Source organism: Niallia sp. CD-39 (assembly GCF_059874745.1).
This window is the reverse complement of the sequence record NZ_JCBCPS010000007.1, coordinates 117,472-142,012: the sequence shown is the minus strand read 5'-3', so window position 1 is coordinate 142,012 and position 24,541 is coordinate 117,472. Positions and strand designations below refer to the sequence as shown.

28 protein-coding genes, 1 tRNA gene and 1 riboswitch are annotated in these 24,541 nt (G+C 39.9%); of the genes, 3 read left to right on the top strand and 26 right to left on the bottom strand.

What is annotated here, in order from left to right; all coding sequences use genetic code 11:
• Positions 1 to 98: 98 nt before the first annotated feature.
• From AC6F34_RS14950 to AC6F34_RS14935, 4 genes are all read right to left on the bottom strand, one after another.
• Entirely contained in the window at positions 99 to 1,202 is a 1,104-nt protein-coding gene (locus AC6F34_RS14950; protein WP_500773523.1) for a ParB/RepB/Spo0J family partition protein, read from the bottom strand.
• Between the two features lie 596 nt (positions 1,203 to 1,798).
• Complete coding sequence (locus AC6F34_RS14945) at positions 1,799 to 2,020, bottom strand: hypothetical protein (protein WP_500773521.1); 222 nt, start codon at positions 2,018 to 2,020, stop codon at positions 1,799 to 1,801.
• Position 2,021: 1 nt separating this feature from the next.
• Complete coding sequence (locus AC6F34_RS14940) at positions 2,022 to 2,297, bottom strand: hypothetical protein (RefSeq protein WP_500773519.1); 276 nt, start codon at positions 2,295 to 2,297, stop codon at positions 2,022 to 2,024.
• On the bottom strand, positions 2,290 to 2,502 hold the full coding sequence (locus AC6F34_RS14935; RefSeq protein WP_500773517.1) for a hypothetical protein: 213 nt from the start codon (positions 2,500 to 2,502) through the stop codon (positions 2,290 to 2,292). The genes AC6F34_RS14940 and AC6F34_RS14935 overlap by 8 nt, the downstream gene beginning before the upstream one ends.
• A 232-nt stretch (positions 2,503 to 2,734) precedes the next feature.
• On the opposite strand from AC6F34_RS14935, the gene AC6F34_RS14930 reads away from it, so the two are divergent.
• The gene (locus AC6F34_RS14930; protein ID WP_500773515.1) at positions 2,735 to 2,992 is read left to right on the top strand and encodes a helix-turn-helix domain-containing protein; all 258 of its coding nucleotides are present in this window, start codon (positions 2,735 to 2,737) and stop codon (positions 2,990 to 2,992) included.
• 15 nt (positions 2,993 to 3,007) lie between these two features.
• Here the strand turns inward: AC6F34_RS14930 and AC6F34_RS14925 are convergent, their stop codons facing one another.
• From AC6F34_RS14925 to AC6F34_RS14915, 3 genes are all read right to left on the bottom strand, one after another.
• Positions 3,008 to 3,631, bottom strand: a complete 624-nt coding sequence (locus AC6F34_RS14925; protein WP_500773513.1) for a replication-relaxation family protein — start codon at positions 3,629 to 3,631, stop codon at positions 3,008 to 3,010.
• A complete protein-coding gene (locus AC6F34_RS14920) occupies positions 3,621 to 4,736 on the bottom strand; it encodes an FtsK/SpoIIIE domain-containing protein (RefSeq protein WP_500773511.1) in 1,116 nt (371 codons plus the stop codon). The genes AC6F34_RS14925 and AC6F34_RS14920 overlap by 11 nt, the downstream gene beginning before the upstream one ends.
• Before the next feature lie 323 nt (positions 4,737 to 5,059).
• Positions 5,060 to 5,275 carry a helix-turn-helix transcriptional regulator gene (locus tag AC6F34_RS14915; RefSeq protein ID WP_500773509.1) on the bottom strand — a complete coding sequence of 72 codons (216 nt, stop codon included), beginning with the start codon at positions 5,273 to 5,275 and terminating at the stop codon, positions 5,060 to 5,062.
• A 112-nt stretch (positions 5,276 to 5,387) separates the two neighbouring features.
• On the opposite strand from AC6F34_RS14915, the gene AC6F34_RS14910 reads away from it, so the two are divergent.
• Positions 5,388 to 5,789, top strand: coding sequence for an endonuclease domain-containing protein (locus tag AC6F34_RS14910; protein WP_500773507.1), 402 nt, complete (start codon positions 5,388 to 5,390; stop codon positions 5,787 to 5,789).
• A 597-nt stretch (positions 5,790 to 6,386) separates the two neighbouring features.
• Here the strand turns inward: AC6F34_RS14910 and AC6F34_RS14905 are convergent.
• The 15 genes from AC6F34_RS14905 to AC6F34_RS14835 form a co-directional block, all read right to left on the bottom strand.
• Entirely contained in the window at positions 6,387 to 6,803 is a 417-nt protein-coding gene (locus AC6F34_RS14905; protein ID WP_500773505.1) for a hypothetical protein, read from the bottom strand.
• Positions 6,804 to 7,251: 448 nt separating this feature from the next.
• Complete coding sequence (locus AC6F34_RS14900; protein ID WP_500773503.1) at positions 7,252 to 8,226, bottom strand: tyrosine-type recombinase/integrase; 975 nt, start codon at positions 8,224 to 8,226, stop codon at positions 7,252 to 7,254.
• Positions 8,227 to 8,343: 117 nt separating this feature from the next.
• Positions 8,344 to 8,420 (bottom strand) — tRNA-Arg (locus AC6F34_RS14895).
• Between the two features lie 135 nt (positions 8,421 to 8,555).
• Positions 8,556 to 9,065, bottom strand: coding sequence for a metallophosphoesterase family protein (locus AC6F34_RS14890; protein ID WP_500773501.1), 510 nt, complete (start codon positions 9,063 to 9,065; stop codon positions 8,556 to 8,558).
• A complete protein-coding gene (locus AC6F34_RS14885) occupies positions 9,062 to 9,673 on the bottom strand; it encodes an XTP/dITP diphosphatase (RefSeq protein ID WP_500773499.1) in 612 nt (203 codons plus the stop codon). The genes AC6F34_RS14890 and AC6F34_RS14885 overlap by 4 nt, the downstream gene beginning before the upstream one ends.
• Positions 9,670 to 10,425, bottom strand: a complete 756-nt coding sequence (gene rph, locus AC6F34_RS14880) for a ribonuclease PH (RefSeq protein ID WP_500773497.1) — start codon at positions 10,423 to 10,425, stop codon at positions 9,670 to 9,672. Before rph ends, AC6F34_RS14885 begins: the two co-directional genes overlap by 4 nt.
• Before the next feature lie 140 nt (positions 10,426 to 10,565).
• On the bottom strand, positions 10,566 to 11,621 hold the full coding sequence (locus tag AC6F34_RS14875; RefSeq protein ID WP_500773495.1) for a GerMN domain-containing protein: 1,056 nt from the start codon (positions 11,619 to 11,621) through the stop codon (positions 10,566 to 10,568).
• A 159-nt stretch (positions 11,622 to 11,780) separates the two neighbouring features.
• Positions 11,781 to 12,575, bottom strand: a complete 795-nt coding sequence (gene racE / locus AC6F34_RS14870; RefSeq protein WP_500773493.1) for a glutamate racemase — start codon at positions 12,573 to 12,575, stop codon at positions 11,781 to 11,783.
• A 10-nt stretch (positions 12,576 to 12,585) separates the two neighbouring features.
• Positions 12,586 to 13,044 carry a MarR family winged helix-turn-helix transcriptional regulator gene (locus AC6F34_RS14865; protein ID WP_500773491.1) on the bottom strand — a complete coding sequence of 153 codons (459 nt, stop codon included), beginning with the start codon at positions 13,042 to 13,044 and terminating at the stop codon, positions 12,586 to 12,588.
• Positions 13,045 to 13,208: 164 nt separating this feature from the next.
• Positions 13,209 to 13,433, bottom strand: a complete 225-nt coding sequence (locus AC6F34_RS14860; protein ID WP_009333184.1) for a helix-turn-helix domain-containing protein — start codon at positions 13,431 to 13,433, stop codon at positions 13,209 to 13,211.
• Between the two features lie 148 nt (positions 13,434 to 13,581).
• Complete coding sequence (locus tag AC6F34_RS14855) at positions 13,582 to 14,730, bottom strand: glycerate kinase (protein WP_500773487.1); 1,149 nt, start codon at positions 14,728 to 14,730, stop codon at positions 13,582 to 13,584.
• A 96-nt stretch (positions 14,731 to 14,826) separates the two neighbouring features.
• On the bottom strand, positions 14,827 to 15,294 hold the full coding sequence (locus tag AC6F34_RS14850; RefSeq protein ID WP_500773485.1) for an acyl-CoA thioesterase: 468 nt from the start codon (positions 15,292 to 15,294) through the stop codon (positions 14,827 to 14,829).
• A gap of 118 nt (positions 15,295 to 15,412) precedes the next feature.
• Positions 15,413 to 16,180, bottom strand: coding sequence for a succinate dehydrogenase iron-sulfur subunit (gene sdhB / locus AC6F34_RS14845; protein ID WP_500773484.1), 768 nt, complete (start codon positions 16,178 to 16,180; stop codon positions 15,413 to 15,415).
• Positions 16,181 to 16,183: 3 nt separating this feature from the next.
• Positions 16,184 to 17,944, bottom strand: coding sequence for a succinate dehydrogenase flavoprotein subunit (sdhA, locus tag AC6F34_RS14840; RefSeq protein WP_500773482.1), 1,761 nt, complete (start codon positions 17,942 to 17,944; stop codon positions 16,184 to 16,186).
• A 51-nt stretch (positions 17,945 to 17,995) separates the two neighbouring features.
• The gene (locus tag AC6F34_RS14835) at positions 17,996 to 18,604 is read right to left on the bottom strand and encodes a succinate dehydrogenase cytochrome b558 subunit (RefSeq protein WP_500773480.1); all 609 of its coding nucleotides are present in this window, start codon (positions 18,602 to 18,604) and stop codon (positions 17,996 to 17,998) included.
• Positions 18,605 to 18,951: 347 nt separating this feature from the next.
• Between AC6F34_RS14835 and AC6F34_RS14830 the strand changes: the two genes are divergently transcribed.
• Positions 18,952 to 19,398, top strand: a complete 447-nt coding sequence (locus AC6F34_RS14830; protein WP_500773564.1) for a YslB family protein — start codon at positions 18,952 to 18,954, stop codon at positions 19,396 to 19,398.
• 77 nt (positions 19,399 to 19,475) lie between these two features.
• On the opposite strand, the gene AC6F34_RS14825 is transcribed toward AC6F34_RS14830, so the two are convergent.
• The 4 genes from AC6F34_RS14825 to AC6F34_RS14810 form a co-directional block, all read right to left on the bottom strand.
• The gene (locus tag AC6F34_RS14825; RefSeq protein ID WP_500773477.1) at positions 19,476 to 20,702 is read right to left on the bottom strand and encodes an aspartate kinase; all 1,227 of its coding nucleotides are present in this window, start codon (positions 20,700 to 20,702) and stop codon (positions 19,476 to 19,478) included.
• A gap of 121 nt (positions 20,703 to 20,823) precedes the next feature.
• Positions 20,824 to 21,003, bottom strand: a riboswitch (Lysine riboswitch).
• A gap of 69 nt (positions 21,004 to 21,072) precedes the next feature.
• Positions 21,073 to 22,845: an excinuclease ABC subunit UvrC gene (gene uvrC, locus AC6F34_RS14820; RefSeq protein ID WP_500773475.1), complete on the bottom strand. Its 1,773-nt coding sequence runs from the start codon at positions 22,843 to 22,845 to the stop codon at positions 21,073 to 21,075.
• A 148-nt stretch (positions 22,846 to 22,993) separates the two neighbouring features.
• Positions 22,994 to 23,308 (bottom strand): thioredoxin, encoded by a 315-nt coding sequence (gene trxA / locus AC6F34_RS14815; RefSeq protein WP_500773473.1) that lies wholly within the window; start codon positions 23,306 to 23,308, stop codon positions 22,994 to 22,996.
• 253 nt (positions 23,309 to 23,561) lie between these two features.
• Entirely contained in the window at positions 23,562 to 24,539 is a 978-nt protein-coding gene (locus tag AC6F34_RS14810) for an electron transfer flavoprotein subunit alpha/FixB family protein (protein WP_500773471.1), read from the bottom strand.
• Between the last annotated feature and the right edge of the window lie 2 nt (positions 24,540 to 24,541).

Genomic DNA, 24,541 nt, shown 5'->3' with positions numbered 1-24,541 from the left:
AGATATATCCCTCCTAAGTTAAATTGTGTTTACCCCACGACCAAAAAAAATCGAAAGGCCATGGGGATAACCTCTCACCAATACCTTTTTGTCGCCATTTAAATGGTGTCACGTGACACCAAGTTAGAAAAAAACTCATCCTCAACTTCTTTTGGTGTTTTCCCTGTTAATGTTGCAACTTTTTCACACGCCAAATCGGCAACATCTTTGAAATGCTTTATCTCAGCAGTAATTTCCTCAAGTGATTTTGCTGGTTGTTTATTTAAATCTGATAATTTTAACTGCCTAGGCTCTAACCATTCTGTAAGATTGCGAGATTCATCCCAATATCGGTCAACCATCCACGGGCGAAACTTTTCATTATAGTCTTTTTCAAAGTAGTTTCTTTCGAAATCATTAGCAAAGTCAAAGTCGCTTGGCATTAATAGTGATAGATTTAGATTGTACATTCTACAAAAAAATTCAGCAGTGAGTTCGTATCCCATTGAATAACCAGTTATTTCGTCACTTTCGCCTCTTAAGTGGGCTACTATCGCTCGCACGATTCGATAATAAAACCAATCCGCCCACTGCTGAACATCTTTAACCGTAACCTTTTTACCAGTATCAACGTCATACCAAAAATCGTTGTGAAAAAGCCTTTGAACATAATCAAAAGGTGTATCTTCTGTGAATACCGCATTTATAAGTAATCTATTCATAATGCTTTCTAGTTTTAAAATTTGTTTCGCATGTCCATCTGTTAGTGACCCTTTTGAAATCCATTCCTGTATAAAAGGTGACAATTTCAAAAGCCTTAGTCTACTTGTGACGTAAGTTCTTCCCTTACTTACCTTTTTCGCAATTCGATCATGAGTGTAACCCATTTCGACATACCTCATAAATGCCTGCGCTTCCTCAATTGGAGATAACTGTTCTCGCTGAATGTTTTCGATCACCGCTAAATGAAAAGACTCTTCCTCCGAAAGTTCTTCCACAAATGCCGCAATAGTTTCTAATGCGGCAAGTTTGCTCGCACGATAACGGCGCTCACCTTGGACTATTTCATAACTTTCACCTATTGGCCTAACAAGAATAGGAGTTTTTAGACCGTCATTTGCAATTGAATCAGCTAATTCTTTCAACCTTTCCTCGTCAAAATATTTTCGCGGTTGTTTCGGGTTTGTTTTTATTTTTGTTAGTTTGATTTTGATAGCTTCCATTTGAATACCTCCCAATTGTGTCATGTGACACTTACTTGTTCTGTCCGTTAAAAAAATTGTACAATACAAAATTCAAAAAATAGGAAAAGTACACAATCTATTAAAATAAATACTTAGTGTACTATCCACTCATAAGGTGATACATCTGATATAATAATTATTTGCACGAATTACGTTTTTCCCCCTTATAAATTAATAACGTTTGACATTTGAATAATGGTCAATATTCGTTTAACTTTCTCTATTCGTATGACGTTTTCGAAAATAAAACCGCTCACATTTTGGGGTTTTTCTTGGAAATTGGACCGCCCAAAACGGGCGATGCAACTAAGGTCACAAATAAACGTATCCTGTTCTAATACCGTCAGTTTAACTGACAGTTTACCTGATACACATAATGTTTGGGTCAGCTCTTCTTTTTGCAAGGATGTCAATAGTAGTTACCCCCCTTTAACGGCCAATAGCGTCGGCTCTCTGCGCAACAAACACACAGTTGCCGCTGTATGTGCTCCGCAAAAAGTCGACGCTATCATTTAAGTCGTTAGCTGTTCCGGTAGCCTAAACCGGTCAACGTAACGATCACCTATTTTCGCGACCTACCCCGCTAGCAAGTCGATTAGTTCATCGAGGGCATAATCCTCCGGCGCTTCATCTAAATCGACTAAGTAGACGTCCTTTTCACTCGTTGCTTTTACACGATAAAGCCCTATCTCGCCGCCGCCAGTTACTAAAGCTTTGTCGCCAAGTAAAATACCCGTTTCAGTGTCATGCTCGCTAATAATGCCCTCAAATAAATACTTAACCGTTACTTTTTTCATCTTAAATCGCTCCCTTTGCGTATTTTTTAATAAAATCGATTAACGACATACTTTCCAATTCCTCTAAAGTGACATCCCTATAATCAACGCTGACAACCAACAGCCGACACGCGTCCAAGTCGACGCTATCCCCGATCGGCTTGGGACTTACGCGAAACGCTACGCCCTCCAATCCGTAATCCTCAACGACAATATCCGGCGCAAGCAATATCGCCTCGTCGACCGTCGGTTCGAAATCGGCGTCGAGCGAAGAGTAGAACCGGATTACCTTACGCATGACCATCGCCTCCTTCAACAACTTCGATCATTATGCCTATATGTGCGCAGATTAAACGCATTCCGTATAGCTCGCGCTTGTTCATTTCGGCTAGGACGCCGGTCGATTGGTTGATCGACTTAACTTGGCGCTCTAGTTCGCGCTTGATGCGGTTTATTTCGAATTGGCTCAACGGACAGGAATCTCCGACTTTGAGCTTAATCATGGCGCACACCTACCCATCTTAGCGCGATGATTGCAGTAACGTAGGCTACCGTGAACCAACCGATTGCAAATAATACTCCCATTTCAAGACCTCCTTAATTACGTTATTTAGTAATTTATAACCTTATTATAATTACGTTATTTCGTAATGTCAACAAATAAAATTACTAAATTGCGAAATTTTTTCATTTGATATATAATTAAAAATATAAAAGGTAGGGGAGATTTAAAAGATGGGAAAAGTCAAACTTATAATAAGATTGGACAAAGTATTAAAAGATCGAGGAATGAGTCAACTAGACTTAGCCACTTTGATAAATCAAGAACGTGATAAAGTTGGAAATGAAAGAAGAGTTAGAACCGCGGCTATTAGTGAACTCTACAACAACCAGCGCAAATCTCTAAATAAAGAACTTATCGAAGAGATTGCATCCGTACTAAATATTGAAAGAATAGAAGATCTAGTAGAATTAGAAAAGACCTCCGAATAAGATCGGCGGCCTTTTTTATTTTACTACGTATCTGATCCCTCCGGACGCTACTTTCTGCGCAGGGTTGCTTGGCTTAAACATCGCCATGAACTCGTCAAAGCTCGGCGCTTGAAACACGCGAAAAGGTAGTTCCATCGGTACGTTATACTGAACATCCGAAATAATTAAAAGGTGAGGAAACGGATTTAATCGATAAAGTTCTTCATATCGTTGGAGTTTTGCATCCATCACTTTCGCGCTATATTGCGTTCGCTGCACTTCAATGTAAAACGGTGTCTTGCGGAAATTCACCTTTATGTCCGGCTCTGCCGTTCCCTTTGCGCCTAGCTTCGGCTCTACGACAAACGATTCAATCGGGCCAAATTTTCGCATCTGCTTATAGACGTCGAGCATCGCAAGCCAATGATTTATCTTAGCGCTATCTTTTTTGATTCGTAGTTCTGCGCCATAGTAAACGTAAGGACTAAACGACGTCGAGCGCTGAATATGACCGTCGCGATGTAATCGTAACAATACTGCATTTGCTGCCGTGATCGGCTTTTTAAGTCCGTTGAAATGAAGTTCTGCGATACTGTCGCGATCCATTACACGGAACCTAGCCAAGTCCGCTATGATTAATTTATCGCGCTTAGTTAACATCGTTGAATACCTCGCTTTCTTCTAGCTGCTCGACTATATTAGCGTCCGCAAACTGATTATGCCAACCACCTATTTTATATCTTTCGAGCATTAAAGCCGCATCCTCTTCCGCTAAGTATGGCGCCTGCAATTCCACTAAATCATCGCGCTTACATATAAACCTTCCCGGTGTCATTTTGCTTATTTTCTCGCTACCGGGCGTCCCTATAATCCGTGCGTTTGATAAGTCTGTTGTCCTAAAACCCATGCGCACGGTTAACAAGCCTCGAATCTTCGTATCGAGGATGTCATGCGATGGTCGTTGGAGCGACAATATAACGTATATGCCAAGCGCACGACCAAGCGCGACTAATTGAACGAGTTGCTTGCGCATCTGCTTATCGTCCATTATCATTACTATTTCATCAATAGCTAGCATGATATAAGGCGGTCGTTTGGATAACTTATTGATATGAGTCACGCCGTGTTTATTAAGCAATTCGCCCCTTCGCTGCATTTCCCCATGAAGAAAGTCCAACATGCGCGATAGATGATCGGGATAGACGCAGACCGACTTTACGTGCTGAACATTGCGAAATAGAAAAAACTCGCTCATTTTTAAATCACCGAGATAGATATGCAATTCTTCTGCTGATTTCGTCCGAATAAGAGTCGTGAGAATAGAGCGCAATTGTGTAGACTTACCGGCGCCCGGCTCGCCTGCTATAAGACAATTCGGCTCGTTTACAGCGTCATATACGACCATGTTTCCAGCTTCGTCCTGACCGCATAGTATCGGGACATCGTATTGTGAAAAGACAGGCAACTCATACACAAGTTTTGACGGCATCTTGCGATGATTAATCGTTAAAGTAAAACGTTTATATTCACCGTCAAGGCTAATGTTTGCGCCAAAATATTGATGAAAGACATAGGAATGTTTCGTGAGCTTCTTCGGATCAAGTCCGTTTGGAATAGTAAATGATGTAGTAGTAGAATCAGTCGTAATATTTACGCTGTGGATTTTAGGAAGGATAGGCCGGCTATCATCGCCAAGATAAAAACCGCCTGCTTTAAATGCTTTAACTAACTTGTGACGGACGGACAACTTAGCGCGCCAACTCATCGTAGCCAGCCCAATATCGGATTAGTCTCGATAAAATATACGCCCGCAATTAAGCCGGCTATAGGCAACAATATGCGCAAGGTGCTGCCAACCCATCCGTAGCCGTACGACTCCAACGTCCGATCCAATGCCGCCACGGCAACCGTCGCGCCGGCCGCCAACAAAACGCCTCCACTAAATAACATTTTACATCGTCTCCTTTTACACAAGTTGATTAATTCGCATGATGTCAACGATTAGATGTTATAAACTGCGGTAATTATGCTATGTAGAATCTTATGTAATTAATGCGGTAATATTGCGTGTCCCTACATAATTTATACCTAAGTAGTAGACGGCTTGTCCTCAATGATAAATATATCGTTAACTGGACGGCCAAGTTTGTCACTTATCCGGATAGCAATTTCAAGGGATGGCTGCGTATGATTGCGCTCATATCGGTTATACTGGCCATGACTTATGTTAAGGTAGTGCGCAAATTCCGTTTGATTCATGTGGTGGTCATGTCGCAGCTCTTTTAATCGGTTTTTTAATGGCATATCGGATCACCTCGCCTAATACATTCGACAAAGGGAAAATAAAACCTCTTCTACCGTCCAGCTTATAAACGTTTTCACTCGTGGCGATACTTGCTTATAAGGAGTGATCGTCATGCTTGATTACGTTGTATTTATCGGCCTTATCGTAGCAGCTATTGTTGCATTTACCTTCTACAAACCGCCCAAAACTAAAATTAGTGCTGAACCTGCATGCGAAAGCTATATTGAACGTCGGCTCTATAATGCGCTAGTATCAAATGGATACGTAGTTAGTCCACAAGTCCGCTGCGGAAAGTATAGGATTGATCTGGCTATACCTTCGCTTAATTTAGCGATCGAGTGCGACGGTAAAGCCTATCATTCATCGCCCGAACAAAAAGCGCACGATCGACAGAAGAATAAATATTTGCGCAAGAATGGATGGCAAGTTATGCGGTTTAGTGGTCGTCAGATTAATAAGGAGTTGTCGAAGGTACTCGCGAAGATAGACGAAGCAGCGACGCCCCGAGTTTGAAAAATTGCGCGGTGGTATTTTTAAGCAGTCAGGCGGCATTAAATGGGGCGGCTTGGGGGTCTGAAAAATCGACTATTTTCCAATAGCAATATGCTAATTTTCGTCCCTTTTTCATACGTAATGTTGCATACAAAATACAAAGTTAGTTTACATAATAAACCCTACCGGAACCGAACGTTTTTTCAAACGTAGTCATATCAATACTTTGCGCAATATGTAAATTTATCTTTTATGCACGTTTTTATACATCCTTGTCATATCAACGTTTTCAGAGCAAATGATCGCGCAGATTATGCATAAAACAAACGTTATTAAAACGATAATAAATTCGGCTAAAACCCCCTGAGTTTTGGAGCCGTCCGTCCACGGGCGACCCCTCGCTGATTTTAAAGCATTACGCCACCTAACTATGTCCCCCGCCCATATGTCCGAGCTGAAAAGCGTGACACGTGGCACGGACTTGTAAATGCGACGACGTCGTCGTTTTCCGTAAGACCAAAATTGCGGACGTCGGCAATTCTACGGTGCGCGCCGTCAACTTTTAAACCATTTGGTTTAGATGTTAGGTCGCTAGTTCAACGATTGAACGACCGAAAGTTACGATGTAAGGTAGCGCTCAAATAAGCCGTCTAAATAGTGCTTTTTAGCCTTTCGCTTGACTGCTCCTGCAAAGTATCCGATAGGATTACGAAGGCTCTTACGCTTTGATTTCATGGCTAAGAACGCTTCTATGCCGATCGATGATCGTTCATCTTGCGCAAGGTTATACTCGTATGTAATAGCGTGTACGCTCCGCCAATAATCCTCGATTTCTCGAACGCTATGAATATGCGAAACTACCATATCGAAAAAAGCCTGCGGAATCCATGCCGGCTTTATCGGCTGCGCTAGCGTACGTACTTTAGTAAATGTATTTGTTTTAGTAGGAAGTGGTTTTATTGGCGTGACATTTTCGGCGACGTCTTGTGTGACATTTAGCGCGCAAATAGCGATAGCATTCGACGTTTGCTGCATGTCGCTCTCCCGTTTCATGGCGTATTGACGGATGATGCCTAACGCCTCCAAACGCTGGCAGACACGTATAATAGTCCGCCTAGACTTGTCGACCAGCTGGCCGATCTTATTCTTGCGCAAGAAACTAACGCCTTTGTACTTGGCGCTATATCGATGCAATATATCTAGGACGGCTAGCTCCGTCTTGTTTAGCTTGTGCGCGTCCTTGTGATTGCGGACGGCATCGTTTAAGGCTTCGACTGATTCGAAGGTTGCGAGGGATTCAAACGTTGATTCCGACGCGATTATGTCGATTTGCTTCATCACGACTCCTGTTCCGCGCAGACCCCTTCCATTTTTAAGGCATACTCAAATAAGCGTTGCATGACGCTATTTTTTTCGGTATACTCTATGTATAGTGATTTCGGGGCGTTGGGTTGTTGGTAGCAACCCGCGCTATTTTTTTTGTTTATAGAAACTTTTTAAGACCTTCGGCTACTTCTTCTTTGTCTAAGTGTAAATAGCGTGTTGTAACCGCTAAATCACTATGTCCAAGTGCCTTAGATATAAGCGCTATATTTGCCCCTTTGTTTAGTAAATTCTTCGCAAAACCCCGACGGAGTGCGTGAGGGTTAATATTTTTTAATCCATAATCTTTCGCATACCTTGCCAATCTTTTTGTTATGTTATTATTCGTTAGTCCTGACGTCACTTTTCCGCCATTCTTAGTAATAAATAGGTAGTCATTATTAACACGTTGTTCTTTCCTTACGAGCGCGTTCTGTTCTATTAAGGCGCTTAAAACTCTTCCAAGCGTATTGTCAAACGGCAAATAGAGAGACTCGTGGTTTTTAATGATTCCTCCGTCGAGCATCAAGAGTTTTTCATCTAAATTAACGTGAGATTCGCGCAATTCAACGATCGTCCCAATTCTTACGCCCGTTTGATACATCATTAATATTGCGGCAGCATCCCGTAGCTCTACAAATTTAGTTAAATCGAGCATGGCCAGCACAATTTTAATTTCCTTCTCCGTTGCGCCTTCTTTGACGGGCATATCTACTTTAATTTTGATTGATGACCAAAAATTGACGGACAACCAACCGTTAGTAAAACACTTTGATAAAAACGCTTTTAAACACTTTAGTCTCGTAAGTTTCGTTTGGTTGCTGACGACCATAGACGATAGCCAACGATAAATATAATCGGCCGATAGCTCGTCCATTGTTTGTGCGCCAGTTACAGTTGCGAAATGATTTACGTGAGTTTCGTAATCAAGTATCGTTCTTTCGCGCATACCGGTAGCCTCCATTTGGCGGACTACTACCTTTAGCGCATTTTCAATCGGGAATCCATTTGTTACGTGAGGTTTAATTGGGGTTGGTGCGTCAAATATTCCGGTCAAATCGTGCTTAACCATGAGCGACGCTTTCCTTTTCGTCATAAAAAATAAGCCTCCTAGCGTATTAGTTGACCGAATCATTGACCGTTTCAACTAACGAACTAGAAGGCTTATATAACGTCGACTTTCGCCGTAATGGGTAGTGTATGTAGTAAATAATGGCGTCCCAGGAGAGATTCGAACTCCCGACCGACGGCTTAGAAGGCCGTTGCTCTATCCTGCTGAGCTACTGGGACATGATGTTTGATTAGTAATATGTATGCCTTGTAACAGGACAAGATTTATTATATTAGACAAGCTTTATAAAGTCAACAGGTTTTATAAAACTTTTTAGAGGAAAGTGTTCACTTTCCTCTATATTTATAAAAGGATTATATCATAAAGTTTTGCTCAAGGTTTTGAAGTTCCTCACCATCGACGGTAAATACTTTTGCAGTCACTTCATTCTCAGTGAATTCCAACAGCAAATATGTTTGCTCTCGTCTTCCTCTTGGCAAAAGAATGCTGCCAGGATTCATGAAGACAACTTCATCGATCTTCTCCATACCGAGCATGTGAGAATGTCCGAAGAAAACAAGCTTTGCTCCTACTTCCTTCGCTCGATACTGAAGGTTTAACAAAGTTGATTTGACTGAGTATAAATGTCCATGCGTTACATAAAAAGGCGTGCCATGAACCTCACTAAGAAGCTCATTTGGAAAATCCACTTCACGATCACAATTGCCTCGCACCACTTTAAATGGAGATAACACTGAATCATCTCTCATTAACTCTGAATCTCCACAATGAATAAACTCACTGGCTTCGTCTTTATGTCTTTGATAGAGTTGTTCTAAGACTTCCGTTGAACCATGGCTATCGCTGACAACGACCATTTTCATGCATTTTCATCTCCAATCAGATGATGCAACTCATTTTTTAATTTTGCTAGAGCATGTGCTCTGTGGCTAATCTTATTTTTTTCTTCTGGCAAGAGCTCTGCCATTGCTTTTTGTTTCTCATTGCTAAAGAAGATCGGGTCATACCCAAAGCCGTTCGTACCACGTTCTTCACGTAAAATACGGCCTTCACATGTTCCAGAAACAGTCATTGTTTCTTTTCCTGGTATCGCAACTGCCAACGCACAATAGAAGCGGGCAGTTCGGTCGTTTTCATCGACCTCTTTAAGCTCCGCTAATACCTTCTGAATATTCGCTTGATCACTTTTCTCTTCACCTGCATAGCGTGCAGAATAAATACCCGGCTGTCCATTTAACGCATCGATCATTAAGCCCGAATCATCCGCTATTGCAATCGTATTCAGTTCCTTTGATATCGCTTCAGCTTTGATGACTGCATTCTCTTCAAATGTTGAACCTGTTTCTTCGACATCTGCTATTTCTGGAAAATCTAATAATGTTTTAACTGAATAACCTAAAGGTGAGAACATATTCACAAACTCTTTTGCCTTACCTGCATTTTTTGTCGCAATAATCACTTGTCTGCTCATTTCGCTTGGCCACCCTTAATTTTTTCGACAATTGCTTCACCTAAAGCTTGTTTTTGAATATTAAACAATTCATTGATTCCTTTTTCCCCAGCTGAAAGCATTTGCTGAAGTTGATTAATAGAGAATGTCGCTTCTTCCCCAGTGCCTTGAAGTTCTACAAATTCACCATTGCCTGTCATAACGATGTTCATATCAACATTCGCTGACGAATCCTCTATATAGTTCAAGTCAACAACTGCTTCACCATCTTCTAAAATACCAACGCTCGTTGCTGCTAAGAAATCTTTAATAGGAAAAGTCGATAGCCTCTTTTCCTCAACAAGTTTACTTACAGCTAATGAAAGTGCAACAAATGCACCTGTAATCGATGCTGTTCTTGTTCCACCATCCGCTTGAATAACATCGCAATCAATCCAGATTGTTCTTTCACCTAATGCATCTAAATCAATAATTGCACGAAGAGCACGTCCGATTAATCGCTGAATCTCCATTGTTCTTCCTTGAACCTTTCCTTTAGAAGACTCGCGAATATTACGATCTTCTGTTGCCCGTGGGAGCATCGCATACTCTGCTGTAATCCAGCCTTTTCCTTGTCCTCGCATAAACGGAGGAACTCGATCATCAATGCTCGCTGTGCAGATGACTTTCGTATCTCCAACCGTAATTAGGACAGAACCTTCTGGGTGTTTTAAGTAATTTGTTTCGATATGTATTGGTCTTAATTGCAACGAATCTCTTCCGTCGTGACGCAATCTTTACTCCTCCTTCTATCACATACGCGCATTTATTTCTTCTTTTTTAGTAAAAGTTGTGATGAAGATGGCGCATGAAAAAGAGGTAGCCATAAGCCTACCTCTCTTTTGTTATTATATAGTATATCAAAAACTGTTCTTTAGAAACTACCTGTATTCACTTTTTCTGGTCTTGTCACAGATTCCGATACTTTTTCTCCATCTTCTGTTACAAAATCAGTTTGGCCATCAACCGTTATTGCAATACTCTGAATTCCTTCTAGTTCAGTTAGAGAAAGTGCGATCGAGTTGATTACATGCTCTGAAATCATATTCTCTTCAAAGCTGCCATAAATATATTCATTAAAGTTTAATGTCACTTTTCCTTGTTCATCAATTTGCGGCGCATCTAACAATGCAACGTCACCATCAAAATCATTTAATAGTTTTGATTGATGTGATGGTCCTTTTACAAGCTCCTGAATCGCCGCTACTATATTATCCTGAATCTTGTTGCTTACTCGTTTTGTAACAGGTACATAATAGTAAGAATCCCCTACTTCACTTAAGTAATAAACAACCACTGGTTTAGTATTCGTAATATCAGCTACATCAGTTGTATCTATATTAATTCCATTGGCACGACTCAATTCAGCACGAACTGGTGTCCCATTAACCGGCATTTCCTTTAGATCGTAACCATTCATTTTCAGTTTAACCTTATCGATTGTATCAAACTGAGTTAACGTCCATGTAATCGATTGAAGGATTTTCGCTTCATCTTCAGCTTTATACTCGGCAAACTCCTCAGAGAAATCAACTGTAGCAACACCATTTTCATCCACCGAAACAGATAATTCCGTTCCTGCAGGAATGACTGCACGAAAATTATTAGGCAGCATCTCCGTCACTGGTCCATTTACAACTAAATGCTCTAATACTTGTGTAGCAACTGACGTCGTTCTTGGCAATTCTAGTGTTTGTGAAACAACATAGCCATTATGATCAATTAAATAGATTTCTCTAGCTACCTTTTCTTCAACACCTTCTTCAGTTTCTGTATCTTCTGTTCCTACCTCTTCATCATCTGTATATTGGACTGTTTTTGGTGGATCGACTGCTTCCTTCTTATCCCCACCAAATAAGCCACAGCCACTTAAAACAGTTGCGAGTGCAACCATCGCCGTGATCAGTGCTGTTTTTTTATTCATCATCATCGCTTTTCCCTCCTAAGACAGTTTGTACTACATGTATACGAGCTTGTTTCAAAATTAGACCGTCTAATGATAGAAAAGTAAAAAGAGATTTTAGACAAATTTGGACATCCCTTAAAAGACAACAAAGAAACGCAGACAAATATTGCCTGCGCCTAGAATTTACAATTTAATTTTATCTACTCTAATTTCGCCTTTATTTAACCAATTTGAAGCAATTTTTGAAAAGATTGAAGGGGAGCCGGTTGTATAAAATTCATACGTCGGCTGTTTTTTGCTCCGATTTAATTGTCGCTTATGAGACAAGATTGTGCTCGCTTCTCTCGCCGTTTCGTCCCCAGAGCTAATTACCTTCACTTCTTTTCCCATCACTCGCTGAATTAGAGGTTGCAATAGCGGATAGTGGGTGCAACCCAAAATTAATGTATCAATTCCTGTTTGATGCATGGGACGTAATGTTTCATAAACAACCCTCATCGGAATTTCTCCATCGTATTCTCCACTCTCAACAAGGGGAACAAATTTAGGACAAGCTAGTCCGTGTGCTACAACATCTTGATGAATATCTTGTAGGGCATGTACGTAAGCTTCGCTATTGATTGTACCTTCCGTTCCTAATATGCCGATCACATGATTATTCGTTACTTTGATTGCTGTTCTTGCACCTGGTTCGATTACACCTAATACAGGGATTGGTAGTTCAGCATTTATTTCATCTAGTGCTACCGCAGTTGCTGTATTGCATGCGATAATCAGCATTTTGATTTGTTTTGTCATTAAAAAGCGAGAAAGCTCCCATGTAAACGCTTTTACTTCTTCGCCTGTTCTTGGACCATACGGACATCTTGCCGTATCTCCTAAATAAATAATATTTTCATTTGGGAGCTGACGCATTACCTCTTTTGCAACCGTCAACCCTCCAACTCCCGAATCAATAATTCCAATTGGGTTATTCAAACATACCGCCTCATTCTGTACGCATATCATGATGCAATCGTTTTAATGTCTCTCGTAAATGGGTCACTTCTTCTACATTATAATGCTTTAATAATTCGGTTAAATAGGCTTGACGCTTCAAAATAACTTCCTCAATGATTCTTTCACCTTCTTCAAGAAGATGAATACGGACAACACGTCGATCATTAGGGTCTTTCACTCTTTTAACAAGAAGGCTTTTCTCCATACGATCAACAAGATCTGTTGTTGTACTAAATGCTAGATACATTTTATTCGATAATTCACCAATTGTCATGTCGCCATCTTCCAATAACCACTGTAAGGCAACGAACTGAGGGGGAGTAATTGTATAATTGCTTAGTATTTCTCGTCCTTTTTGTTTGATAATACCTGAAATGTATCGCAAATCCTTCTCGATATCAGCAACTAATTCATATCCTTCTGATTTCTTTAACTCCTCAAGTTCCATTCCATACACTCCTATGTAAATAAATCCAATTTTTCGGGTTACTAAACTCCCTTTTGATTCATTTTCACCTTTTTCACAATAAAATTCAAGTTGAAATTGTCGAATCTTCTAGAAATCCCCATAAAATCTGTTAACCGGCAGCCAATATTGACTGCCGGCCTAGATTAAAGTTCTAGCTCTCCCATTCGAAGGAGCTCTACAACAGCTTGTGATCGCCCCTTTACACCAAGCTTTTGCATGGCATTCGAAATATGATTCCGAACCGTCTTTTCGCTTATAAACAATTCACCAGCGATTTCACGTGTGGTTTTGTCCTGGACTAACAGTTCGAATACTTCTCTTTCGCGTTTAGTGAGTAACGGCTTGTGAGTATATTCATTCTCCTTCAAGTATTGTAACCCTCCTTGCCTTTCGCCAGCTATGAATCGCGGGGTGGGTATATATTTAGTCATCATATCTTATGTACATTGCTGGGAGGGAGTGACTATAATTCATCAACAAGATAGGATTTATTTTAAAAATGAGGAGTTTGTCCAATTACGCATCATGTAGCCGTTTTACAGCGTTATAAGTACGCATGACTTGCTCTGCGCATTGTTCGATCATTGCCGACCCTTCATTCATTGCATTTTGCAGTGTCATTGGCCCTTGGATGATACTATGGATGCTTGTAATTCCGTATTGATAAAGACGATCGATACCTTCTCCTACTGAACCAGCTATTGCAAAAACAGGCAGTTCGTGTCGCTTTGCTAGTTCTGCAATGCCCATTGGTGTTTTTCCATATGCCGTCTGTTCATCGATCTTACCTTCTCCAGTTAGAACACAGCTAGCGTCATGCAGATGAGCTTTTATATTTGAATATTCTAGGACGATTTCAATCCCTTTTTGTGTTTTCGAAGGAAAAAATGCTTGGAATGCTCCACATAATCCCCCTGCTGCTCCAGCCCCAGGTAGCTCATGAATGCTCTTGCCATTAAATTGTTGTATCTGATCCGCCCAATGTGATAAACATCGGTCCAATCTCTCAACGATCTCTGGTGTAGCACCCTTTTGTGGACCGAAGATGTAAGAGGCGCCAGTGATGCCAACAAATGGATTTTGCACATCAGAGGCAATAAGGAATTCACTCTCTTGTATTCTTGTATCAAAACTTGAATCATCTATTCTCGAGATCTTTTCAAGCCCTTCACCACCAAGCCCTACCTCGTAGCCTTCTTGATCAATAAGCCTCATTCCTAGCGCTTGAAGCATGCCTGAGCCACCATCATTTGTTGCACTTCCGCCCATGCCTATTATAAACTTTCGATATCCTTGATCCAAAGCATGCTTAATTAGCTCACCCGTTCCGAATGTCGTCGTTTTCAGCGGATTGCGCTCCTCCTCTGTTATTAAGTACAAACCAGAGGTTGCTGCCATTTCAATTACACATGTTTTCTGATCCCCTAACACCCCGTAAAAAGATTGTTTTCTGCGATAGAGTGGATCCATTGCTTCTACTTCTACTATATGACCTTTTGTTGACTTTACAAGGCTGTCAACCGTTCCTTCTCCACCATCAGCCAGAGGAACGAGAATAGCCTTTGCATGAGGGATTGCTTTTAAAACCCCTCTTTCCATCGCTTGAGCGACTTCATAAGCTGATAAACTACCTTTAAATGAATCTGGAGCAATAATGATTTTCATTTTATTCTCCTTTTGGCTATTTTTTCTAATAAAAAAGAAGAGCACTTTGCCCTTCTATTTTACATTATTCATTTAGCCTCTTAAAGAATACAGGTTTCACTTTACCGCTATATTTTGAGTTGTCGTAAACTGAGCTTTCATTAATTCCGTCCAGGGTTCACCTTTTCCAGTCTTTCTAGACATTTGTACGACAGTCCCTCTTCCAGCAAGGACTACCTCATCTCGTTCATTCTTCCCCATATAATGAATATCGACTGAGGAATTTCCGATTGCATTTGCCTTTACGTAAAGCTTAATTTCTTCATCAAAATAAATTTGCTTTAAATAATCACATTGTAGATTAGCTACAACAGGAATCGTTTCACTTGTAGGTGATACCCAATCCTGCATAAAGCCTAGGCTTTTAAAATACTCGATTCTCGCCAGCTCAAAATATGCAAATGTCACTGTATTGTTTAAATGACCGAACATATCCGTTTCTGAAAATCGGACTTTAATGGGATAATAAAAAGCAAACTCTTCTTCCCATGTTTTAAAATCTTCAACATACGCTATCTTTGCCATCGTATACCCCCAGTTGAGTGAATGATCATTCATATTTTCCATTATAGTAGAATTCAGAATATTTTAAAAGGAATTCACACAAAAAACCTCTCCTAATGGAGAGGTTTTTCTCATGGAATCACACCGAATCACTACCGAAGAAGCTACGGAATGATTCGAATGTTGTATCACGGTTTAACGCTGCAATTGATGTTGTTAAAGGGATTCCTTTAGGGCAAGACTGTACACAGTTTTGTGAATTTCCACAGTTTGCAAGACCACCATCACCCATAATTTCTTCAAGACGCTCTGATCTGTTCATCTCACCTGTTGGATGAGCGTTAAACAAGCGCACTTGAGAAAGTGGAGCAGGTCCAATAAAGTTAGAACGGCTGTTCACGTTAGGACATGCCTCTAAACACACACCACAAGTCATACATTTAGAAAGTTCATACGCCCATTGACGTTTCTTCTCAGGCATACGAGGTCCTGGTCCTAAATCATACGTACCGTCAATCGGAACCCAAGCTTTTACTTTCTTTAAAGAATCAAACATACGGCTACGGTCAACCTGTAAATCACGGACAACAGGGAACGTGCGCATTGGTTCTAAACGAATCGGCTGTTCAAGCTTATCAACAAGCGCTGTACATGATTGACGTGGCTTTCCGTTGATGACCATTGAACATGCACCACAAACTTCTTCAAGACAGTTCATATCCCAAGAAATAGGTGTTGTTGCTTCCCCTTTAACATTGACAGGATTACGTCTAATCTCCATAAGAGCAGAAATGACGTTCATATTCGGACGATATTCTAATTCAAACTCTTCCTGATACGGGGCAGATTCAGGGGAGTCTTGTCTACTAATAATAAATTTTACTGTATTTGTCTTAGTTTCTTGCATTTATTATTTACCCCCTTTTTTCTTAGTGTAGTCACGCTTACGTGGTGGAATTAAGCTTACGTCTACTTCCTCGTAATGGAACTGTGGAGCAGAACTCTCATCTACGAATTTCGCCATTGTTGTTTTTAAGAACTCTTCATCGTTACGATCTGGGAAATCTGGCTTGTAGTGAGCACCACGGCTTTCGTTACGGTTATATGCACCAATTGTAATAACACGAGCCAACTGTAGCATGTTTTGCAATTGTCGTGTAAACATTGCACCTTGGTTGCTCCATTTAGCTGTATCATTGATGTTAATATTTTTATAACGCTCTAATAATTCAACAATCTTCTCATCTGTTTTTAATAAGCGATCATTATGACGTACAACTGTTACGTTATCTGTCATCCACTCACCAAGCTCTTTATGAAGAACATATGCATTTTCTGTTCCATTAAGAGATAAGATGTCATTCCACTTCGCTTCTTCAGCTTTCTCAAATCCTTCAAACAGTGAAGGAGACAAGTCTTCTGCACTCTTTTCTAAACCACTGATATATTCGATTGCCTTAGGACCAGCAACCATACCACCGTAGATAGCAGACAGCAATGAGTTCGCTCCTAAGCGGTTAGCACCATGTTGAGAGTAATCACACTCTCCTGCTGCAAATAAACCAGGGATATTCGTCATTTGATCATAATCTACCCATAATCCACCCATTGAATAGTGAACAGCAGGGAAAATTTTCATTGGTACTTTACGTGGATCATCACCCATGAATTTTTCATAGATTTCAATAATCCCACCAAGTTTAATATCAAGCTCTTTAGGATCTTTGTGAGAAAGATCTAAGTAAACCATGTTCTCTCCGTTGATACCAAGCTTTTGATTAACACAAACGTCAAAGATTTCACGGGTTGCGATATCACGTGGAACAAGGTTTCCGTATGCCGGATATTTCTCCTCTAAGAAATACCAAGGCTTACCATCCTTATACGTCCACACACGTCCCCCTTCACCACGAGCAGATTCACTCATTAGACGCAGCTTATCGTCTCCTGGAATTGCTGTTGGGTGAATTTGGATGAACTCTCCATTTGCATAGTATGCACCTTGTTGATATACAATGGAAGCTGCAGAACCAGTGTTAATAACAGAGTTCGTTGACTTACCAAAGATAATTCCAGGTCCACCAGTTGCCATAATTACTGCGTCACCACGGAATGATTTAATTTCCATTGTTGTTAAGTTTTGCGCAACAACTCCGCGGCAAACTCCATCGTCATCAATTACTGCACCAAGGAATTCCCATCCTTCATATTTCGTAACGAGTCCAGATACTTCATGACGACGTACTTGCTCATCTAGTGCATATAAAAGCTGTTGACCTGTCGTTGCTCCAGCAAAAGCAGTACGGTGATGCTGTGTTCCACCAAAGCGACGGAAGTCTAACAATCCTTCTGGTGTTCGGTTAAACATAACACCCATACGGTCCAATAAATGAATGATTCCTGGAGCAGCATCTGCCATTGCCTTTACAGGTGGTTGGTTTGCTAAAAAGTCTCCACCATAAACAGAATCATCAAAATGCTCCCATGGAGAATCTCCTTCTCCTTTTGTATTTACAGCTCCGTTTATACCGCCTTGTGCACAAACAGAGTGAGAACGTTTTACCGGAACTAAAGAAAACAAATCAACTTCATGACCTTTTTCAGCAACTTTAATTGTTGCCATTAAGCCAGCTAAACCACCGCCGACAACTATTACCTTTCCTTTACCCATCTGACTCACTCCCTTAATACTTGTCCAACCTAAAAATCAAAACGATTCAGTTTATACGAATGCGAAAATCGCACGTAGACCAACATAAGATAATGCGAAAAATACACCTAAAGTAACATAGCCAGAAATCACTTGAGAACGTGGTGACACTGTAATTCCCCAGCTTACAAGGAATGACCATAATCCATTCGCAAAATGGAAAATTGTTGAGATTACACCGATTATGTAGAACCATAGCATGAACGGATTCGATAAGATGCTCTCCATCATGTTATAATCTACTGTTGCCCCAAGAGCAGCTTGGACACGTGTTTCCCAGACATGCCAAACAAGGAATATAAGTGTTACGATTCCTGTGACACGTTGTAACACGAACATCCAGTTTCTAAAAAAGCTATACTTTGTTGCGTTGTTCTTTGCAGTAAATGCGATATAAATCCCATAGATTGCGTGGAACAATAAAGGTATAAAGATAATAAAGACTTCAAGGAATATACGGAAAGGTAAACTTTCCATAAAATGAGCAGCACTGTTAAACGCCTCTTCCCCTCTCGTAGCAAAATGATTCACAACTAAGTGCTGAACTAAGAATAAACCTACCGGTATGACACCTAGCAATGAATGCAATCTGCGATAAAAAAACTCACGATTACCTGCCATAAAAAGACCCCCCAATTTGATTCGAGATGCAGTTTTCCATTTATATCCATGGTTGCATCATAAGTTGTTGAATTTCTTACAATTATGTGACATGTTCATTTTACTCCCATCAGTAAGGAGCGTCAAGAAAACGAATACACTTATTCTTCAATATTAATAAAATTTTTAAATAAATTACATTCCATTTGATTATACTTGTTTCAAGTATTTTCCGAATCTCTCATTCTATGTGCCCGATATATTAAAATAGCAATTTTTTCACATATAATAATTCATTATACCCCGAGAAATGCACAGCAATATTGTATATAATAGACACATAGAAAGAGGGGAGAATCTTGATTGAAATGGAATCTTCACAAACAACCGAAAATGTTGAAAAGCAAATTTCTGCATTTGGATATGAATTAATACGAGAAACCTTATTAACAGACTTACTTGGAAAAGAAGCGCCAGAAATTCTTTATTGGGCTGGAAAACGGCTTGCCCGTAAGTATCCATTAGCCTCTATGGACGAATTGATCTCATTTTTTCTACAAGCAGACCTTGGTCAGCTTTCAATTAAAAGCCAATCGAAGAAAGAAATTGACTTTTTACTGACAAGCCCTTTAATTAAAGAAAGATGCAAAAGAAATAATCAAACTACATTCCAATTGGAAGCAGGTTTTTTAGCCGAACAATTGGAACAACATAAAAAGGTCATCTGCGAAGCTTTTGAACACCCAAAGAAAAAGAACGGCATTGTTTTAATTACAGTTAAATGGGACGCTAAAGACTCAATTGACGAAGAATAAGATGTACTTCATTTCCTGTTAAACAGATTAAAAGCCGATTGAAAAGAGGATCATCCTCACTTCAATCAGGCTTTTTCTCATGCCTTTACCATCTCTGCTAATTGAAAGGCTTCATGTAAAACTTCAACTGCGTTGATCATACCTGCTTCTTCAATGACTACAGAAACCTTAATTTCTGAAGTACTTACCATTTTTACTTCAATGTCATTTTTAGCTAGCACGTCGAACATCTCCGCTGCAACTCCAGGATTTGAAATCATTCCTGAGCCAACAATTGATACTTTCGCTAACTCTGATTCCCATTCAATTCTGTCATAGCTTAAAGCCTCTCGGTTCCTTTCTAACACTTTAACTGTTTCAACTAAATCTTCATTTTTTATCGAGAATGAGATACTAGACTTGTTCTCTTCAGTTACACTTTGGATTATAATATCAACATTAATATGTGCTTTTGCTAATGTAGAAAAAATTGTCGATAGGCTTGTTAAAGAATGCGGCAATCCTAAAATGGTTACGCGCGTAATATCATCCTCAAAAGCTACCCCTCTAACGACTAAATTCTGTTCCATAAATACTTCCTCCTTAATGACTGTTCCGTTTTGCTTCTCTATGCTTGAACGAACCTCCAATGGAATCCCGTAGTTCTTTGCAAATTCAACTGCTCTTGGATGTAAGACGCCCGCTCCTAAATGTGCAAGCTCTAACATTTCATCATAAGAGATCGCCTCAAGTTTCCTCGCCTTCTCTACAAATCTAGGATCTGTCGTAAAAACCCCTGGTACATCGGTATAAATATCACATTTGTCTGCTTTAAAAGCTGCTGCCAATGCAACCGCGGATGTGTCAGAACCACCTCTACCAAGAGTCGTTATTTGCCCATCTGTTGTTACCCCCTGAAATCCAGCAACGATCACTACTTTTCCTTCGTTTAGGCTTTTCTCGATTGGTAATTGCTTAATATCAGTTATTCTTGCATCACCATGAATCGCTTCAGTCATGATGCCAGCCTGCCAACCAGTATAAGAAATTGCCTGAACTCCCTTTGCTTGCAGAGCAATACTTAATAACGAGATTGTCACTTGCTCACCCGTTGCAAGCAACATGTCCACTTCCCTCTTCGGTGGAGTGGGAGAAATCTCTCTAGCCATCCCTACCAATTGATCTGTCGTTTTCCCCATAGCCGAAACGACAACAATGACATCATTTCCTTGATTTTTTTCTTCGATAACTCTGTTTGCTACATTTTGAATTCGATCGACACTACCGACTGATGTTCCACCAAACTTTTGTACAATTAAACCCACGTTTTTGTCCCTTCTTTCTGTTCGTAAGCCTCTTCTGTCTATGTGTCTGCAAAATAAAAACAGCAATGAGAACAATTATCTCATTGCTGTGCAGTCCAACGTATATAAACATACGTACACACAGTGAGATAGCTCTCCAAGACTTTAATGGTCTTGACAATCCAGTATTTCTTCAACACTGAACCAGCATAAAAGCTATGAGTGCTTTCATACTTCGGCGAACCTTCCCTTTCAAATCCCTTCAACAAAGCTCATACTTCTCGGAGATTTTACTGATGAAGCTCGCACCTCTACCTTCACTTTTACGTAAAAAAGTGAATATTCATTAAGTTGCCACTAAGTATAGCACAGGAAAAACATTGTGACAATGTCATTCTTTGAGTTTTTCTGCTAGGTCTTTTGCCACATTTTCAGGCAAGCCAGCCTTTTGTAAATCTTGTACACTTGCTTCTTTCATTTTCTTAACCGATCCAAACACTTTTAACAATTGTTTTTTTCGTTTCTCCCCAATTCCTTGAATATCATCTAACATCGATTGAAACGAACTTTTACTTCTAACTTGTCGGTGAAAGGTAATTGCGAATCTGTGCACCTCATCTTGAATTCTCTGAAGCAAATAGAATTCTTGACTGTTTCGTGCTAGTGGTACAACTTCCAACGGATTTCCATACAATAATTGAGATGTACGATGCTTCTCATCTTTAGCCAAGCCAGCAATGGGAATGTCTAAATTCAACTCATTTTCGAGTACTTCACGTACGGATTCAATATGGCCCTTCCCTCCGTCTATTATGATTAGGTCTGGTAATGGCAATCCTTCTTTAAGGACCCTTGTATAACGCCTTCTTGTCGCCTCTCGCATTGACTCGTAATCATCTGGGCCCTTCACTGTTTTAATTTTATACTTTCGGTACTCTCTCTTCTCAGGCTTTCCATCAATAAAAACAATCATAGCCGATACTGGATCAGTTCCTTGAATATTCGAATTATCAAATGCCTCAATTCGATGAGGCGTATAAATGCCCATTTGCTCTCCTAGCTTTTCAATCGCATGAATTGTTCGGTCTTCATCTCGTTCAATTAATGAAAATTTCTCTTGAAGGGCAATTGTTGCGTTTTTCTCCGCTAGCTTCACCAGATCTTTCTTTTGACCCCGCTGTGGAACTTGCACCTTAACGTTCAGTAAAGTTTCAGCCATTTTTATATCCACCGTTTTTGGTACAAGAATCTCCTTTGGCTTAAAGTGATTGGTTTTTTCATAAAATTGACCTAAAAACGTGAGAATCTCCTCGTCTGGTTCATTATACAATGGAAACATTGAAACATCTCGTTCGATTAACTTCCCTTGACGGATAAAAAATACTTGAACACACATCCATCCTTTATCAACGGCATAACCAAATACATCTCTGTCGGTAAAGTCTGTCATTGTAATTTTTTGCTTTTCCATTGTGGCATCAATATGAGCGATTTTATCTCTTAATTCTTTCGCCTTTTCAAAGTCTAATTGCTCCGATGCTTCTAACATTTTCTTCTCTAAATCTTTCTTAATGTCTTTATACCCTCCATTAAGAAAACGAATAATCTCCTCTGACATTTCACGGTAGCGGGCTTCTTCTACTTCTTTAATACATGGTGCTAGACATTGACCTAAATGATAATAAAGACATACTCGATCAGGTAAGGTTGTACACTTTCTTAACGGGTAGATTCTGTCTAATAACCGTTTCGTTTCATTTGCTGCATGAACATTCGGGTATGGTCCGAAATACTTCCCTTTATCTTTCTTAACCTTTCTCGTCGTAATAAGCCTTGGATGCCTCTCAGCCGTCAGTTTAATAAATGGGTAGCTTTTGTCATCCTTTAACATCACATTGTATTTAGGTGTGTACTCTTTTATTAGATTCAGTTCAAGGAGGAGAGCTTCCATATTTGACGATGTCACAATATATTCAAAGTCCTCGATTTCCTGTACTAGCCTTAATGTTTTCCCATCATGCGAACCTGTAAAATACGAGCGTACTCGATTCCTCAATAGCTTAGCTTTTCCAACATAAATAATCGTGCCTTGGCGATCTTTCATTAAGTAACAACCAGGTTGCGCTGGGAGAACCGCTAATTTATTTTTGATCGTCACATTCATTTTCGTTCTCACTTCCTTTAAAACACGTTCCTATTTCCTTTATTATATCGGATTTACCTGTAGGAGAAAAATAGAAGTAATCAATGAACATGAATCTAATTTTATAAAAATAAAACCCTTAGAACAATCGTTCTAAGGGAATGTGATCTTACATATGTTTCTCTAATAATTCTGCTAATGCTTCTTTTGGTTGGTATCCGACAACTTTATCTACTACTTCTCCATCTTTCATTACAAGTAAAGTTGGAATACTCATTACTCCAAATTTCCCTGCTGTTTCTTGGTTTTCATCTACATCTACTTTAACGATTTTCACTTTATCGCCAATTTCTGAATCTAGTTCTTCAAGAACTGGTGCAATCATTTTACAAGGCCCACACCAAGTTGCCCAAAAATCTGTTAATACTAAACCAGAACCTGTTTCAGCGCTAAAGTTTTGATCAGTTGCATTTGTAATTGCCATTTAAAAATTCCCTCCTAAGCTTTGTGCTTTTCTTAACGACAGTATAGCATTTCAAAGACTATTAAGCCATTTATTTGCTCGACTGTAATTTCCCCTGTTGTACTTGATTTCATACAAGCTGGAAACATGCAAAATTAGCATAGCATCCAATACAATAAACAGCAATAATTTCTTCTTCTACAAGGAAAACGGATAGACAATGCTATCCGTTTCCCTTTTACTTTATTCAGCTAATATGAAGATTGCGAATGTGTTAAGCGTTTACTAATACCTTTTTAAGCTCTTCTGTTAACATAGGTACTACTTCGAATAGGTCTCCGACAATTCCATAATCAGCTACATTGAAAATGTTCGCTTCTGGGTCTTTGTTGATCGCAACAATGACTTTAGAGTTGGACATCCCCGCCATATGTTGAATTGCTCCAGAAATCCCACATGCGATGTAAAGGTCCGGAGTAACAACCTTACCTGTTTGACCGATCTGTAATGAGTAGTCACAATAGTCTGCGTCACATGCACCGCGTGAAGCCCCTACAGCCCCTTTTAACAAATCTGCTAACTCTTTTAATGGCTCGAATCCTTCTGCACTCTTTACACCACGACCACCAGCAACTACAACTTTCGCTTCAGATAAGTCAACACCTTCAGTAGCCTTACGAACAACTTCCTTCACAATCGTACGTAAATCTTTTATTTCAACCGAAACTGAAACAACGTCTCCGCTTCTTGACTCATCTTTATCTAATGGCGCAATATTGTTTGGACGAATTGTCGCTAATACATGTCCGTCTGTAATGATTTTCTTTTCAAATGCTTTCCCTGAATAGATTGGACGTGTGAATACTAAATTCCCACCAGAGACCTCTAATTCAGTGACATCAGATATTAAACCAGATTGTAACTTAGCTGCTACTTTTGGTGCTAAATCTTTCCCTAATGCAGTATGTCCAAAGATTAACCCTTCTGGTTTTTCACTATCAATGACAGCCATAATTGCTTGAGAATAAGCATCTGACGTGTATTGCTTTAATTTCTCGTCCTCTACAGTGACAACACGATCTGCACCATATTGAATTAGTTCTTGACCTAGTGAACTTACAGACTCTCCCAGAAGTACTCCAACTACTTCTCCACCTTCAGAAGCGATCTTTGCCGCTCCAATTGCTTCATAAGATACGTTACGCAACGCTCCGTCTCTAGCTTCACCTAAAACTAAGATTTTTTTACCCATTC

Coding starts and splice junctions, on each gene's coding strand:
- AC6F34_RS14950 (WP_500773523.1), bottom strand. CDS start 1,202: ATGGAAGCTATCAAAATCAAACTAACAAAAATAAAAACAAACCCGAAA.
- AC6F34_RS14945 (WP_500773521.1), bottom strand. CDS start 2,020: ATGAAAAAAGTAACGGTTAAGTATTTATTTGAGGGCATTATTAGCGAG.
- AC6F34_RS14940 (WP_500773519.1), bottom strand. CDS start 2,297: ATGCGTAAGGTAATCCGGTTCTACTCTTCGCTCGACGCCGATTTCGAA.
- AC6F34_RS14935 (WP_500773517.1), bottom strand. CDS start 2,502: ATGATTAAGCTCAAAGTCGGAGATTCCTGTCCGTTGAGCCAATTCGAA.
- AC6F34_RS14930 (WP_500773515.1), top strand. CDS start 2,735: ATGGGAAAAGTCAAACTTATAATAAGATTGGACAAAGTATTAAAAGAT.
- AC6F34_RS14925 (WP_500773513.1), bottom strand. CDS start 3,631: ATGTTAACTAAGCGCGATAAATTAATCATAGCGGACTTGGCTAGGTTC.
- AC6F34_RS14920 (WP_500773511.1), bottom strand. CDS start 4,736: ATGAGTTGGCGCGCTAAGTTGTCCGTCCGTCACAAGTTAGTTAAAGCA.
- AC6F34_RS14915 (WP_500773509.1), bottom strand. CDS start 5,275: ATGCCATTAAAAAACCGATTAAAAGAGCTGCGACATGACCACCACATG.
- AC6F34_RS14910 (WP_500773507.1), top strand. CDS start 5,388: ATGCTTGATTACGTTGTATTTATCGGCCTTATCGTAGCAGCTATTGTT.
- AC6F34_RS14905 (WP_500773505.1), bottom strand. CDS start 6,803: ATGCAGCAAACGTCGAATGCTATCGCTATTTGCGCGCTAAATGTCACA.
- AC6F34_RS14900 (WP_500773503.1), bottom strand. CDS start 8,226: ATGACGAAAAGGAAAGCGTCGCTCATGGTTAAGCACGATTTGACCGGA.
- AC6F34_RS14890 (WP_500773501.1), bottom strand. CDS start 9,065: ATGAAAATGGTCGTTGTCAGCGATAGCCATGGTTCAACGGAAGTCTTA.
- AC6F34_RS14885 (WP_500773499.1), bottom strand. CDS start 9,673: ATGAGCAGACAAGTGATTATTGCGACAAAAAATGCAGGTAAGGCAAAA.
- AC6F34_RS14875 (WP_500773495.1), bottom strand. CDS start 11,621: ATGATGATGAATAAAAAAACAGCACTGATCACGGCGATGGTTGCACTC.
- AC6F34_RS14865 (WP_500773491.1), bottom strand. CDS start 13,044: ATGGAACTTGAGGAGTTAAAGAAATCAGAAGGATATGAATTAGTTGCT.
- AC6F34_RS14855 (WP_500773487.1), bottom strand. CDS start 14,730: ATGAAAATCATTATTGCTCCAGATTCATTTAAAGGTAGTTTATCAGCT.
- AC6F34_RS14850 (WP_500773485.1), bottom strand. CDS start 15,294: ATGGCAAAGATAGCGTATGTTGAAGATTTTAAAACATGGGAAGAAGAG.
- sdhB (WP_500773484.1), bottom strand. CDS start 16,180: ATGCAAGAAACTAAGACAAATACAGTAAAATTTATTATTAGTAGACAA.
- sdhA (WP_500773482.1), bottom strand. CDS start 17,944: ATGGGTAAAGGAAAGGTAATAGTTGTCGGCGGTGGTTTAGCTGGCTTA.
- AC6F34_RS14835 (WP_500773480.1), bottom strand. CDS start 18,604: ATGGCAGGTAATCGTGAGTTTTTTTATCGCAGATTGCATTCATTGCTA.
- AC6F34_RS14830 (WP_500773564.1), top strand. CDS start 18,952: ATGGAATCTTCACAAACAACCGAAAATGTTGAAAAGCAAATTTCTGCA.
- uvrC (WP_500773475.1), bottom strand. CDS start 22,845: ATGAATGTGACGATCAAAAATAAATTAGCGGTTCTCCCAGCGCAACCT.
- trxA (WP_500773473.1), bottom strand. CDS start 23,308: ATGGCAATTACAAATGCAACTGATCAAAACTTTAGCGCTGAAACAGGT.
- AC6F34_RS14810 (WP_500773471.1), bottom strand. CDS start 24,539: ATGGGTAAAAAAATCTTAGTTTTAGGTGAAGCTAGAGACGGAGCGTTG.